Source organism: Brevibacterium renqingii (assembly GCF_017808105.1).
In the GTDB taxonomy this organism is placed as follows: domain Bacteria; phylum Actinomycetota; class Actinomycetes; order Actinomycetales; family Brevibacteriaceae; genus Brevibacterium; species Brevibacterium renqingii.
In genome coordinates, this window is the sequence record NZ_JADBHF010000004.1 from 176434 (window position 1) to 189760 (window position 13327).

Genomic DNA, 13327 nt, shown 5'->3' on the forward strand with positions numbered 1-13327 from the left:
GCTGCTTGAGACTCAGATCACTGTGACGTATGGTCAGAGCACCTGTAGGAGGTAGTCACGATGACCGGAGTCAATGAAGATTTCTACCAGCCAGGCACCCGCCCCGGCGACATCATCGAGGTTGAGGACGAAGAGACCGGTGAGCTGGTCAAGCACATGATCTACCTCGACGAATTCGGCAACGGCACGAAAACGCGTCCTCTGACCGACGAAGAGCTCGAAGAACTCGACGAGGACTCCGAGGACTGAGATCTAACGTTCACTGGTGGCAGCGCTCCGCCAAGCGCTGCCACCAAGTTGTCAGCGCGCTTTCATATCGAGGAGCTTCGCCACCACCTTCAGAGCCAAGCGCTTCGAGATGCACCAAGAATCCAGGTGATCAACAGGCGGATCGAAGATCAGCCGGTGTTCCTCATCGACGACGACTCGTAACAAACACCTAACGGTCTCGTTGTCCGGGTTCTGCTCAGCCGCTCTCTGATGACATACGTCTTCTTGGGATGGATCATTTGCCATTCTCTAAAACACGAGATGATGTACAAGGCGCTGTTGGATTGCTTGTCACAACCCGGGCCAGTACCTGGTCGTCTTGCGTCGCTGCGTTGTACGGGTTGGCCCCGCGCATAGGTGCCATCGAGAATAGTCTTCGACGAAATACGGTTCGGATTCTCGCCCGCAGTAACAAGAAGCTTTGTCGCGGAGACCTGGCCCCTCACCTATTTGTTGCAGCCAGCACCAGCGCGGCTTCCGTCGTCAGAACATCAAGCTAGTCCTCGGCGACTCGGCTCTCCTACTTGAGAAACTCGACGGGTTTCGCCAATCGGGACAGGGCGTCAGTGGGCAACCGTAGCATTGAGTCCACAAGGAATCCTACTGTGGCATAAGAACGGGAGCAGCCATGGAATTTACGTCGCGCGAGATCGCGACAGTGATAATCACAGTCAGCTTCGTTCTGCTGTCGTTCTCGCTCAGCGAGAACCGGAAGGAATTGCTACAGTCCCTCCTTGGAGTAGCGAGAGCTTTTGCGGCTTGGAAAGTCTGGACAGGAGTGCTCGCCTACCTGGCCGTATTGGGTTGCGCAGTGTTGTCGGCTTACTTCCTCGGGGTTTGGTCCATCGACCTGCTTAAGGACACCCTTATTATTGGCTTCTTCGTGGGACTACCAATTCTGTTTAACTCTACGGACTTCAAAAACGGCCTTCAGGTAGTCAAGCACGTTACGAAAAAGGTACTTGGCGTTACGGCCCTGCTGATCCTCTACATCAACCTACGGCCACTCCCGTTGTGGGGAGAACTCGTACTTCAGGTATCTCTTCTATTTCTAACGATGGTCGCCGTCATTGCGAAGCGAGATCCTAATACGGCTTCAGTCGGGAAGTTCGTCGGAGGACTTATAAGCTTCATAGTTCTTGGCCTAATCGCCTATGTCACAGTCCACGTCTTCAAACACTCCACTGAATTCGACTGGGAACGTGAATTTGCGACGTTCGAGCTATCAGTGTGGCTTCCTGTCTCGCTCATCCCTTTCATCTATCTTTTTGGTTTGATCGCGTCATGCGAGGCGGCGTTGATAAGAGCGAAGTTTCACAGTGACATAGAAGCTTTGCCTCTCCCCGTCAGGCTCGGCTTTCTAGCTGACGTACACGGCAGTTTGCGCTACGCCACGTCTTTCTCCGGGCGTTGGTTGCCAGAGCTCGCTACGCAAAGTTCGTTCCGCCAAGCTTTGCGAACAATGCGCGAGTATCGGCGGTCTATTCGTAGCAACACCCGGGAAAACAGAAGACGTCGTCGTCGCCTCAAGGAGAACGCTGGAGTAACGGGTGTGGACGAAGATGGTCTTTGGTTGGATCGGCGAGAATTTCACGAAACCAAGGAGGCCCTCGAGCGTCTTTTCTACTCGCAAATAGGCCTGTATCGCCATAGAGGTAGTCGATACTGGGCCGACCCGATCGTTGTTTTCCCTTCGGGAGGATTCGCGAATTTGCCCGAAAACCACGGCGTTCAATTAAGCGTGCGCAACGATGGGCAAGCTTGGGGCGCGTGGCGTCATACACCTGGAGATTTCTACTTAGGCGTAGGTGGGACGAGTGACCTCGACGCTCATTGGCGATACGCGGGCGAAAAGGAACCAGCGTCGTATCCAAGTCCAAAATCTTCAGAGTGGGTGGATATATCAAAAGGTTTAGAAGCTAGTCCCGAATGGGATGCTGACGACAGCCCCTTGCGACCAGCCTAAGCAACAGAATGCCACGAGCCGGTCACGCCGACGCTTAGCCTGCGGGAAGCGAAGCCCGGTAATTCTTTCGCTCAACACATTCGCTTGAGAAGCGTAGGGACACGCCGAGAAGGGAAGCACCCACATCTTTGCGCTGCCACCGCGGACACCGGCTCACCGGTGTCCGCAGTGTGATTTCAGGAGGCCTGCTGCACCGCCTGATGCAGCAGCTCGACGATGTTCTTCGGTTCGCGGTCCGACAAGTGCTTGATCTGCTGCGTGCAGCTGAACCCGTCGGCGACGATCACCGTGTCGTCCGAGGCCTCCCGGATGCGGGGCATGATCACTCGTTCGGCTGCGCGAACGGAGACATCGTACTTCTCCCCCGCTTTGAACCCGAACGATCCGGCCAGTCCACAGCAGCCGCCGTTGAGGACTTCGAGCTCGAATCCGAGGCGCTGGAGCAGAGCGCGGTCGGAATCAGTGCCGAGCACCGCCATGTGATGACAGTGCATCTGCACCATCGCCGTCGTCCCGTCGAATGCCTCGATGACCGGCGGCTGATAGTTCTGCCGCTCGAGGAACTCCGAGAGCAGATACGTCTGGTGGGACAGGCGCTTCGCATCGTCGTCATCGGCCAGCAGACCCGGCAGTTCGTCCCGGAAGGCCGCGACGCAGCTCGGTTCGACCCCGATGACCGGGATGCCGGCGCGGATGTCCTCGCGCAGGGCCTCGAGCATCTGCGCCCACAGCTTCTTCGCGAGTTTGAGCATGCCCGCATCGTAGAGGGGACGCCCGCAGCACAGCGGACGAGGCGGCAGAGTCACCTCATAGCCGGCGTCCTCGAGCACGGCCGCCGTGGCCTCGAGGTTCTGCGACTCGAGGTAGTTGTTGAACGTATCAGGCCACAGGATCACGCGATCGACCTCGAGGGGAGCCTGATCGCCGTGCGGATGGTTGGCACCGGCACGACCGTGCTTCTGCATATGCGATGTCGAGTAGTTCTCGGCGGCGACCTGCGACTTCGAATGGTGCAGATCATGCGTTCCGTCATGCCTCCGTTCGGACCGTCTGCTCTCACGGTCTGCCGGGCTGACCGGTGCGGCCGTGCGCGACCGGCGCGAGCTGCGGAACTGCGATGAGAACGGTCGTCTGAACTTCGGCACGCCTCGCTGCTGGGCGATGCCCCCGCCGAACTTCACGAGCGAGGACAGCAGCGGCGTCTGCGTCACCGCATTGACCACCCCGGGCAGCTTGCTCGCCATCCGCGCCCACCAGTAGATGAGTGTGATCGCGTATTCGCTGCGCGGCCGGAGCCGGCCCTTGTAGTAGTGGGAGAGGAATTCGGCCTTGTATGTGGCCATGTCGACGTTGACCGGGCATTCGGATTTGCATGACTTGCACGACAGGCACAGGTCGAGCGCCTCGTGGACGTGTTTGTCACGCCAGAGTTTGAGGTTCGGTCCACGCAGCATCTCGAACAGCATGCGTGCCCGCCCGCGGGTCGAGTCCTCCTCCTCTCGGGTGGCCATATAGCTCGGGCACATGTAGCCGGTGTCGGTGTTGCGGCATTCGCCGACGCCGACGCAGCGGGAGACGGCCTTTCCGAAGTCCCCGTCATCGTCGGGGAACGCGAAGTGCGTGCTCACCGGGGTCAGCCGGGCGTCGGGTCCCTTCCTGAGGTTCTCCGTCGGCGAGTACGGACGCACCGCCTTGCCCGGGTTGAGCTTCCAATCGGGATCCCAGATGTGCTTGAACTCGGAGAAGGCGTCGACGAGTTCGGAGCTGTACATGATGTCGAGAAGCGCCGCCCGCGCCTGCCCGTCTCCGTGCTCGCCGGAGAGGGACCCTCCGTAGTCCGCGATCAGGTGTGCGGCCCGCTCGAGGAAGTCACGCCACTGCCGCACCCCCTCAGCAGTGTCGAGGATGAAGGTGATGCGGCAGTGGATGCAGCCTTGCCCGAAGTGACCGTACAGCGACGCCTCGTAGTCGAATTCCTCGAGGAGGTCCTTGAAATCACGCAGATAGTCACCGACCTTGTCGACCGGGACCGCCGCGTCCTCCCAGCCGGGGTGCGTCTCCCGCAGACCGGGCACATGGGAAGTCGCGCCAAGCCCGGCTTCTCGGACCTGCCACAGCTTCTGCGCCTCCCAGTCCTCTTCTACGATCTTCGTGCCCAACACCCGGTCGTCGTCCTTGCAGTCGGCGACGAAATCCTCCGCCTGCTGGTGCGCATCGTCTCGGTCATCGGAGCCGAACTCGACGAGGAGGAAGCCACCTCCTTCAGGCAGGATGTCGATGTCGTCGGGGTGCAGCCCCTTCCGCCGCATGTACTCGAGGAGCTTGTCATCGATGCCCTCACAGGCGACCGGTCGGTGCTCGCGCACCATCGGCACCGCGTCCCCGGCGGTCGCGGCGTCCTCGTAGCCGACTGCCACGAGGACCCGTTCGGCCATCGCGTCGGTGAGGTGGACCTTCGCGCGCATGATCGTCACGCACGTGCCCTCGGAGCCGACGAGGGCCTTGGCGACATCGAACCCGTGCTCGGGCAGCAGCCGGTTGAGGTTGAATCCCGAGACCCGGCGGGGAATCTGCGGGAAGCCGGTGCGCAGCTTCGCGATGTGCTCATCGCGCAGGGCCCTCAGATCCTCGAGGATCCGCCCCTTCTCACCGCCCTCGGCGATCGCCGCATCCAGTTCCTCGGCGCTCATCGCCCCGACAGTGAAGCGCTCCCCACGATAGGTGAGCACATCGAGTTCGATGACCTGGTCGGCGGTCAGGGGCCCGTGGCCGTAGAACTCGGACATGATCGAGTGGGTGCCGCACGAATTGTTGCCGATCATCCCGCCGAGGGTGTTGCGGCTGTGCGTCGACGGATCGGGTCCGTAGGTCAGCCCGTATTCGGCAGCGTCCTGACGCAGATGGTCGAGATTGCATCCGGGCTCGATCCAGGCGGTCTTCTCCTCCGGGTCGATCGACTCCACCGCATTGAGGTATTTCGAGAAGTCGATGATCACGGCCTCGTTCGTCGTCTGCCCGGCCAGACTCGTCCCGCCGCCGCGGGTCGTGATCGGCAGTTCGAAGCGGTGGCACAGGGCGACGGTGTCGATGACGTCGTCGAACGTGCGCGGGACGACGACTCCGATCGGCACCTGCCGGTAGTTCGACCCATCCGTCGAATACGCCGTGCGGCTGCCGTCGTCGAAGCGCACCTCGGCCTGCGTGTTCGCTTCGAGTTCGGCGACCAGCCGTCTGACCGGCGTCGAGAGATCACGCGCGGTGGCGGTGCGGGAGATGGTCGGGATCCCGTCGAATCGGATCGGCAGCCTGTCTGTCGAGGCATCGGCGGTTCTGCTTACGACAGTTTCGGACATCGTTGACTCCTCAGCAGATTCGATATGGCTCCAGCGCCTCTTCGCGCAGGAGGAGACCGTGACCCGGGCGGGTGCGGTCAGGATGCAGGGCGCCGTCGACCGGGGTCAGGACCCCGTCGAAAGCGAGTTTCTCGATGCGGACGTGGTCGGCGAAGTACTCGAGGTGGCGCGAATGCCACACTCCCGTCAGGGCATGGGCGCTGAGCTGAGGAGCACAGTGGCTGGACAGGTCGATGTTCTCCGCATCGCACAGGGCGCCGACGCGAAGCACAACGGTGAGTCCGCCGCAGCGGGTGATATCGGCTTGCAGACAGTCGACCGCTTCAGCCCGCAGGAGGTCCCGGAAATGGGTGAGGTCCCAACCGTACTCCCCCGCTGCGATCTCCATGCCCGCCGGCGCCCGATCACGCAGCAGCCGCAGGCCGTCGAGGTCGTCGGAACTCACCGGCTCCTCGAACCAGCTCACCCCGTTGCCTGCGAACTCCTCGGCCAGTGCGAGCGCCTGCTTCCGCGCGAACGCGCCGTTGCCGTCGACGAAGAGCCCGAGGCCGTCGCCGATCGCCCGCCGGGCGAACGCGACTCGCCGCGGATCGTCATCAGGGTCGGTGCCGACCTTGATCTTCACGGCCGGCAGACCCTCCTCCGCCCACGAGTTGAGCTGTGTCCCGAGTTCTCGATCGTCGAAGTTCGTGAAACCGCCGCTGCCGTACGCGGGAATACTGTCGTGGCAGCCTTCGAGCAGAGCCGCCAGCGATACGTCGAGCAGTCGGGCTTTGAGGTCCCACAGTGCGACGTCGACGGCCGAGACCGCCGCGGCCGCCGGCCCGCGCAGACCCTGATTGCGCAGGGCACGGGCCATCGCATCCCAGGCGGCTCCGGGTGCCAAGGCGTTCAGCCCGGTGACGACCTGACTCAGAGTGTCGTCGATGATGTGAGCGGCGGCGGCCGGCGCATAGGTGTAACCCAGACCTGACTCGTCTCCACAGCGAACGCGCACGACCACCAGTGTGGTCGCCGACCAGCTCAGAGTCCCATCGGACTCCGGCTCGTCGAGCGGGATGCGATAGGCCGCGGTGTCGATTCCGGTCACCGGTGCGACACTGCCGGTCGTGCCCGCAGAGGCAACGTCAGTCATCCGAGGTCAGACCCATGCGGGCGAACAGCCGTGCCGCGGTGGCGCGTGAGCTCTGGTTGACCACCCGCCCGAGCTCGGGATCGCCGGCCAGCAGGGATTCGGCGAGGCCCTTGGCCTGGGCGAAGGCGATGTGGGCGGGCAGCGGTGGGGTGTTGCGATCGCAGCGGACGTCGAGGACGACGGGTCGGTCGGCGGCGAACGCCTGGTCGAAGGCCTTATCGATGTCCTCGGGGTCGTCGACGGCGATGCCTCTGAGTCCCAGAAGCTCCGCATAGCCGGCGTAGTCCATGGATTCGACCATCTGAGCCGTGTCCCACCTCGGGTCGCCGGCCTCGCGCATCTCCCAGGACACCTGGTTGAGGTCGCCGTTGTTGATGACGAGGACGACGAAGGTCGAGTTCGACCATTCCTGCCAGTGGCGTTTGACCGTCAGCAGCCCGTTCATGCCCATCATCTGGAAGGCGCCGTCGCCGATGGTGCACACCACCGGACGGTCGGGATGCGCGAACTTGCCTGCCAGCGCATACGGCATCGCAGCGAGCATCGACGCCATTCGGCCCGAGAGGTTGCCCATCTGGTTCGGTCCGAGTTCGACGTGGAAGCCGTACCAGTCGGCCGTGCTGCCGGCATCGCAGGTGATGATCGCGTTCTCGGGCAGTCGTTCGTTGAGGGAGACGAAGACGCGGCGCGGGTTGATCGGGTCGGCCTCGGTCATCGCGACCCGCTTGTTCTCCTTCATCCAGTCCCGGTTCTCATCGGCGATCTTCTCCTGCCAACCGGTCTCATGCTGGGTCAGATGCGATTGCAGGGCCGCCAGCGTGGTCTTCGCATCACCCCACAGGTTGACCTCGGTGGGGTAGCGGATCCCCAGATGGCGCGGTGACAGGTCGATCTGCACGGCACGGGCCTGACCGGTCGGCGGCATGAACTCGCCGTAGGGATAGTTCGTGCCGACCATGAGCAGGGTGTCGCATTTCTGCATCATGTCGTAGCTCGGCCGGGAACCCAGCAGCCCCAGCTGCTGAGTGTGGTATCCGACATCGCCGGGCACCACCTGTTTGCCCAGCAGCGTGGTGATCACCCCGGCGCCGAGGCGCTCGGCGACGCTGATGACCTCATCGGTCGCCCCGATCGCGCCCTGTCCGACGAGCATGGCGACTCTCTCGCCGCTGTTGAGGACCTCCGCGGCGCGGGCGAGCGCGTCATCATCGGGTCGCAGTCGATCCTCGGCGTAGCCGACGCCGGTGCGGGAGACGAAGTGCTCGACCGCGGGCTCCTCCATGTCCATGGTCTGGACGTCGGCGGGGAGGATGACGACTGCCGGTCCTCGGTAGGCCTTGGCCATGCGCACGGCTTTGTCGACGACGAGCTGGGCGTGCATCGGCGTGGTCACGGTCTGCACGAACACCGCCGCGTCGGCGTATGCCCGTTCGAGGTTGATCTCCTGCTGGAATTCGGAGCTCAGCGATACCCGGGCCTGCTGGCCGACGATGGCGACGACGGGCGCGTTGTCGCCCTTGGCGTCGTAGAGGCCGTTCATGAGGTGGATGGCTCCGGGGCCCGAGGTCGAGATGCACACGCCCACGTCGCCGGTGAATTTCGCATGAGCGGTGGCCATGAAGGCCGCTTCCTCCTCATGGGTCGGGCGCACATAGGTGAAGTCCTTGCCCTCGTTCTGAGCACGGCCCATGGCGCCGTCGAAACCGCCGATGCCGTCGCCGGGATACCCGTACCAGTGGTGCAGGTCCCAGGCGATGAGTCGATCGATGATGAAGTCGCTGACGGACGTCGCCATGTGCGTTCTCCTCCGGAAGTCTCGGATGTCGGATGTGCAGCAGCCGTCGTGCTGTGCGGCGGCCTGGCCCTCCAGGCTTGTCCCGGTTACGACACCTGTCAAGACTCCCCGGTACGGGTGGGGAAGCCTCACTGAAACCGCCGCGGCCCGCCTCCGCAGTCCGTTTCCGCGGGGGCTTATCAGACTCGTCGGCCGGGGTTAGCGTGAGGAGATGGGAACATCACAGCTGAAATCATTCGGCCTCGGTGCCGCCACCGCGATGACCGCCGTCCTCGGCACGATCGCAGGCCGAAAACTCACGACACTGGCCAAGGTCGGAAAAGGGCATCCGCTCAAACACCGGATCCTCGACATGTCCTCGCGGGCTCTGCAGACGAAGTACCCGCTCGAGGCCATGAGCACCTACCTCAACGGTCTGCACATGTATGCCGACGACATGGGGCGGCAGGTCGAAGCGGCTCATTTCTGCATCCACCTGCGGCATGACCTGCACCAGTGCGTGATCTTCGACCGCAATGAACCCGATGCCCGCCTCATCGGCATCGAGTACATCATCAGCTCCGAACGCTTCGAGGCCCTCCCCGCCGAGGAGAAGCGCCTGTGGCACAGCCACCATTACGAGGTGAGATCGGGCATCCTCACCGCCCCGGGCGTGCCGGAGATCGCCGAGCACTCGTATTTCGAGGACCTCGTCTCGACCTACGGCAAGACCTTCCACACCTGGCAGTACGACCGCGAGGACTTCCCCTTCGGGATCCCGCAGCTGATGATGGGCTTCACCGACGACGGTCAGGCCGATGACGAGCTGCTCAGTGACAGGGACGCCCGAGTCGGCGTATCCACCCCGGACAGACGCGCCCACCGCGAGGACATTCCGATGCCGGACGTCGCCGCCGAGGCGAACACCTGGGAGAGCGGACAGAGCGTGCAGACGACGCTGCACGACGTGCCTTTCCGCAGGGGCTGAGGCCCAGCGTCTGCGATCTGTGAGTCACGAACGATCCTTGTGAGCCCGTTCGGCGCTCAATAGCCTGAGGGCCCAACGAATTCGGAACGAGCGAGGGGGTTCGCATGAACACCGACGTACCTGCTGATCGCGACGTCCCATATGAACGCGGGCTGCCGATCCAATGGGCGGCTCTCATCTTCACCGTGCTCTTCCTGGGCGTCGGCATTCTCGGGTTCATTCCGGGAACGACGACGCATTACATGTCGATGCGCTTCGCCGGCCACCATTCGACGGCAATGCTGTTCGGACTGTTCCAGGTCTCGGTCCTGCACAACATCGTGCATCTGCTCTACGGCATCGCCGGGGCCCTGGTCCGCCGCTCCCCCACCGCGTCCTTCCACTACCTGCTCTGGGGCGGCATCGTCTACGCGGCTCTCTGGCTCTACGGCCTGTTCATCAATTCGGACTCCGGGGCGAACTTCGTTCCGCTCAACACCCCGGACAACTGGCTGCATTTCGGTCTGGCTGTCCTCATGATCGGCTGCGCGCTCGTCTTCCGCTATCGCCGGTTCGAAGAGAAGGGCCGCTGATATGCTCATCCCCGAGGTCGCCGAAGGCATCCATCGCGTCGAGGACTCGTACGTCAACTGGTACATCGTCGAAGGTGACGAGGGACTGACCATCGTCGATGCCGGCGTACCAACCTCGTGGCAGTCCCTCCTCGGCGCGCTCAAACGCCTCGGCCGCAGCTTGGAGGACATTCGAGCTCTGCTCCTCACACATGGCCACTTCGACCACATCGGCTTCGCTGAGCGGCTGCGCTCTCAAGCCGAAGTGCCCGTGTATGTGCACGACAACGATGTGCCTCTGACACGTCACCCTCGGCAGTACGGGCGCGACCGGGCACTGACGTGGTACCTCCTCACGCAGTTCAAGGCACTTCCCATGGTCAGTGCCTTCGTGCGGAACCGCGCGTGGTGGCCGGAACCGATCGCAGAGGTCACCCGCATCCGAGAATTCGCGCTGCCGGTGCCCGGCAACCCCGAGGTCGTCTTCACCCCCGGGCACACTCTGGGCCACTGCGCTTTTCACTTCCGGGATCGGGACGCGCTCATCGCCGGAGACGCTCTCGTCACGCTCAATCCCTACCGGGGCACTACGGGAGCGCAGATCGTCTCGAATGCGGCGACGGCCGATCCCGAACGTGCGCTCGAGTCCTTAGACGCCCTCGCCGAGACCGGTGCCGGGACAGTCCTCGTCGGCCACGGTGAACCGTGGACCGGCGGCATCGAACGCCTCGTCAGGACGGCCAAGGCGAACGGCGCCTCGTAACGCCGCTTCGCCGTCACATCGCGCCGTGTCGCTTCGCCGTCACATCGCGCCGTGTCACACGGAGATCCTCAGGATTCCCGGCCGGTTCAGGACTCCCGGCCGGTGAGCTTGTCGCGCAGCCGATCGACCATGCCGACGCCGGGGCCCACACTCTTGTGGAACAGCTCAGAATGCGGCGCGTTGGGGTGCGGTCGCGTCGGAGCCACCCTCTTCGCGGAGATGACCTTCTTGCCCATGTCGTTCAGCTGATCCTGTGGGATATGGGCGCGCAGCTTCGGAAACTGCTCGTCTTCCTCATCCCGAGCGTGGTGTTCGAGCAGCTTCTCCAACTCGATGACGAGCTTGAGGAAGGCACCATCGGAGACATCGACGTCCTCGAGGTCCTTCATCACGCAGACGAGCTCGTCGTGCTCCTCTTTGTCGTGCTCGACTTCCTCTTTCCCGCCGGGGACGTACTCCTCGATGGACGGATAGACGATCATCTCTTCGGCCACGGAATGGCGCATCACCTCGGCGATGACGGTGTCCGCGATATCGCGCTGCTCGTCGGGATCCTCGGTCCTCTCGATCCGGCGGAGCAGCTCGAGCATGTCTCTGTGATCGGCGGTGAGCAGTTCGACGACATCCTTGTCGCTCGTATCGGTCTCATTCATTGTGCCTTCTCCTCTCCGGGCCCCTGTGCGGCCGGCCGTGCGATGCGATCGCCGTCGGCTGCGGAGCAGTGTGCGGTTTCCGGACCAGCCGGTCCGACTTGTGCCTCGACACTAATGACGGGGTTTTCCTCCGTCCAGACATCCCTTCGCCGCGGACGCGTTCTGCGGTGCATCACGTTCCTGCTCGCAGAAGATCCCCTCGGCACACGATCGGTTCCGGAACCGGGCTCACCACGAAGCTCTGACGGTCTCCGTCGGTCCGTCGACCTCGGTGAAACCCGCATCGATAACGCTGACCTGCTGGGCGTTGTCGGCCCATGATCGCTCAGACGCCGTGGTCACCCGCAGACTGAACCCCGAATCCCTCCACTGCCGCAGCGCCTCTGCGGGCATCTGCTCATAGGCCAGCTGTGCGGCGTGACCGCACTGGGCGGCCGCCTTGCCCGTCGTCAGGTCCAGCCCGGGCGAGAGCTCGATGAGCACGACTGCCTCGGCTGCGGGGACGGAGCTCTCTCCCGCATCGGGGAACTCGGTGCCGGAGACCTGGAGCTTCTTCAGCTCCGGTGGAAGCGGCTGGACAGGACCGGGAGGGAACACGAGTGCCTCGGCCGCGCCGAACTCCTCATCCCCGCCGAGGCTGACCGACACACAACCGAGCTCGCGCGCGTCTTCGAGCTTCTTCCCATCGCCTCGGCGCACGACCTTGCGGATCGCACCATCGCGCCAATAGTCGACGGCCTCGTGCCATTCTCCGCCGAGCTGGGACCGCGGATCATCGAGGAACATCACCACGGCCGTCGCCGCGGCCTCGAGGACATCGATGTGGCGAGCGATCTTCGACTTCGACCGTCTGAGGACGATCGGCAGGGACCAGGGAACCTCATGATCGGACTCGTGTCTGCGCATCTGCTCGCTCATGCGGGCAATCCTAGTCGCACACGGGATGCCCTATTGCCGGACCAATGCACTAAACGTATAGTTTGAGCAGGTCAAGAAGTCGGCCAACTCTTTCTGAGGAGCCGGTATGCCCAAGCCTCTTGACGGTCGATGCGAAAGCGCAGTCGGCCGGGGTCGATTTCCCGACTCTCCCGATCCTGTGATCGAAGACGGCGAATACACCCTTAACGATAATCGCGCAGCAGGAGCTTTCGAACTCAGCTTCGTCGACGAGGTCGTCGCCACCCTCCACTACACGCTCGACATCGAGACGATGGAGATCGAATTCGCCTACTGCGAGATCGAGGAGACACTCATGGCCGCCCACCACTGCCGGGAACTCCTGCGTCTGGCCACCGACGCCGTCGCTCGTCAGGGGCTGACCGTGGCCGTGACATGTCCTGTCGCCCTCAAGGTCACCGACGGACTCTCCGCCTGATGCTCGAGAGCCTGGCCGAAGTGGAGGAACTCGCCGCGAGCGGCAAGCTTCTCTATGTCCGCTACTCGGAAGGCTATGAGAGCGATTCCGCCGGAGGCAGCATCGACACCGAATCCGGTCTGGAGCTGCCGGGACTGGCAGTCAATCCGCTGACCCCGGAAGCATGGTGGACCCGACCCCTCGGCGACTGGCTGGCCCGGCAGCTCTGCCAGTACAAACATCTCCAGGAGAAGAACCCCGACCGCTTCGCCTGGATCCTCAGCGGAACGCAGGTGGGACGCGGCCCTGACTGCGAACCGCTGCTGAGTGATGTCGAACCGATCGCGCGCCTGTCGCCGAGGCTGCTCGACGAGGCGGAGCGACGCTACCGGGAGAATTTCGACGCAGAGAAGGGCCCGGAGGACGCCGAGGGCACAGATGACGAATCCGCAGATCGGACGAAACGAGACTCCTGAACCGTCATTCAGTTATGGTGTTCGGGTACTGCAGTCGAACCGAG

The 13327-nt window shown here is 63.2% G+C and carries 12 protein-coding genes; 7 read left to right on the plus strand and 5 right to left on the minus strand.

The genetic code is table 11. The features are described from left to right. Positions 1-60: 60 nt before the first annotated feature. Positions 61-249, plus strand: a complete 189-nt coding sequence (locus IHE57_RS06050) for a hypothetical protein (protein ID WP_209323594.1) — start codon at positions 61-63, stop codon at positions 247-249. A gap of 649 nt (positions 250-898) precedes the next feature. Beyond that, on the plus strand, positions 899-2236 hold the full coding sequence (locus IHE57_RS06055; protein WP_209371671.1) for a hypothetical protein: 1338 nt from the start codon (positions 899-901) through the stop codon (positions 2234-2236). A gap of 176 nt (positions 2237-2412) precedes the next feature. Here the strand turns inward: IHE57_RS06055 and IHE57_RS06060 are convergent, their stop codons facing one another. Genes IHE57_RS06060 through IHE57_RS06070 form a run of 3 tightly spaced genes read right to left on the minus strand, consistent with a single transcriptional unit; the run spans position 2413 to position 8519 of the window. Further along, positions 2413-5589: an FAD-binding and (Fe-S)-binding domain-containing protein gene (locus tag IHE57_RS06060; RefSeq protein ID WP_209371673.1), complete on the minus strand. Its 3177-nt coding sequence runs from the start codon at positions 5587-5589 to the stop codon at positions 2413-2415. 10 nt (positions 5590-5599) lie between these two features. Continuing rightward, positions 5600-6724: an enolase C-terminal domain-like protein gene (locus tag IHE57_RS06065; protein WP_209371675.1), complete on the minus strand. Its 1125-nt coding sequence runs from the start codon at positions 6722-6724 to the stop codon at positions 5600-5602. Further along, complete coding sequence (locus tag IHE57_RS06070; RefSeq protein WP_209371676.1) at positions 6717-8519, minus strand: thiamine pyrophosphate-requiring protein; 1803 nt, start codon at positions 8517-8519, stop codon at positions 6717-6719. Before IHE57_RS06070 ends, IHE57_RS06065 begins: the two co-directional genes overlap by 8 nt. Positions 8520-8730: 211 nt before the next feature. Between IHE57_RS06070 and IHE57_RS06075 the strand changes: the two genes are divergently transcribed. The 3 genes from IHE57_RS06075 to IHE57_RS06085 all read left to right on the plus strand — a co-directional run bounded on the left by IHE57_RS06075 (position 8731) and on the right by IHE57_RS06085 (position 10800). Continuing rightward, on the plus strand, positions 8731-9486 hold the full coding sequence (locus IHE57_RS06075) for an OBAP family protein (RefSeq protein ID WP_209371677.1): 756 nt from the start codon (positions 8731-8733) through the stop codon (positions 9484-9486). 104 nt (positions 9487-9590) lie between these two features. Then, positions 9591-10058: a DUF4383 domain-containing protein gene (locus IHE57_RS06080; RefSeq protein ID WP_209323600.1), complete on the plus strand. Its 468-nt coding sequence runs from the start codon at positions 9591-9593 to the stop codon at positions 10056-10058. A gap of 1 nt (position 10059) precedes the next feature. Then, complete coding sequence (locus IHE57_RS06085; protein WP_209371679.1) at positions 10060-10800, plus strand: MBL fold metallo-hydrolase; 741 nt, start codon at positions 10060-10062, stop codon at positions 10798-10800. 86 nt (positions 10801-10886) lie between these two features. Here IHE57_RS06085 and IHE57_RS06090 read toward each other — a convergent pair whose 3' ends face one another. Together IHE57_RS06090 and IHE57_RS06095 are read right to left on the minus strand one after the other, a co-directional pair. Continuing rightward, on the minus strand, positions 10887-11453 hold the full coding sequence (locus tag IHE57_RS06090; RefSeq protein WP_209371681.1) for a hemerythrin domain-containing protein: 567 nt from the start codon (positions 11451-11453) through the stop codon (positions 10887-10889). A gap of 228 nt (positions 11454-11681) precedes the next feature. Then, the gene (locus IHE57_RS06095; RefSeq protein WP_209371682.1) at positions 11682-12371 is read right to left on the minus strand and encodes a peptidyl-tRNA hydrolase; all 690 of its coding nucleotides are present in this window, start codon (positions 12369-12371) and stop codon (positions 11682-11684) included. A gap of 178 nt (positions 12372-12549) precedes the next feature. Here IHE57_RS06095 and IHE57_RS06100 point away from each other — a divergent pair, with 178 nt between their 5' ends. After that, positions 12550-12828 (plus strand): hypothetical protein, encoded by a 279-nt coding sequence (locus tag IHE57_RS06100; RefSeq protein WP_209371684.1) that lies wholly within the window; start codon positions 12550-12552, stop codon positions 12826-12828. After that, positions 12828-13283 carry a DUF6098 family protein gene (locus tag IHE57_RS06105; RefSeq protein ID WP_253719943.1) on the plus strand — a complete coding sequence of 152 codons (456 nt, stop codon included), beginning with the start codon at positions 12828-12830 and terminating at the stop codon, positions 13281-13283. The genes IHE57_RS06100 and IHE57_RS06105 overlap by 1 nt, the downstream gene beginning before the upstream one ends. Positions 13284-13327 lie beyond the last annotated feature (44 nt).

Coding starts and splice junctions, on each gene's coding strand:
- IHE57_RS06050 (WP_209323594.1), top strand. CDS start 61: ATGACCGGAGTCAATGAAGATTTCTACCAGCCAGGCACCCGCCCCGGC.
- IHE57_RS06055 (WP_209371671.1), top strand. CDS start 899: ATGGAATTTACGTCGCGCGAGATCGCGACAGTGATAATCACAGTCAGC.
- IHE57_RS06060 (WP_209371673.1), bottom strand. CDS start 5,589: ATGTCCGAAACTGTCGTAAGCAGAACCGCCGATGCCTCGACAGACAGG.
- IHE57_RS06065 (WP_209371675.1), bottom strand. CDS start 6,724: ATGACTGACGTTGCCTCTGCGGGCACGACCGGCAGTGTCGCACCGGTG.
- IHE57_RS06070 (WP_209371676.1), bottom strand. CDS start 8,519: ATGGCGACGTCCGTCAGCGACTTCATCATCGATCGACTCATCGCCTGG.
- IHE57_RS06075 (WP_209371677.1), top strand. CDS start 8,731: ATGGGAACATCACAGCTGAAATCATTCGGCCTCGGTGCCGCCACCGCG.
- IHE57_RS06080 (WP_209323600.1), top strand. CDS start 9,591: ATGAACACCGACGTACCTGCTGATCGCGACGTCCCATATGAACGCGGG.
- IHE57_RS06085 (WP_209371679.1), top strand. CDS start 10,060: ATGCTCATCCCCGAGGTCGCCGAAGGCATCCATCGCGTCGAGGACTCG.
- IHE57_RS06090 (WP_209371681.1), bottom strand. CDS start 11,453: ATGAATGAGACCGATACGAGCGACAAGGATGTCGTCGAACTGCTCACC.
- IHE57_RS06095 (WP_209371682.1), bottom strand. CDS start 12,371: ATGAGCGAGCAGATGCGCAGACACGAGTCCGATCATGAGGTTCCCTGG.
- IHE57_RS06105 (WP_253719943.1), top strand. CDS start 12,828: ATGCTCGAGAGCCTGGCCGAAGTGGAGGAACTCGCCGCGAGCGGCAAG.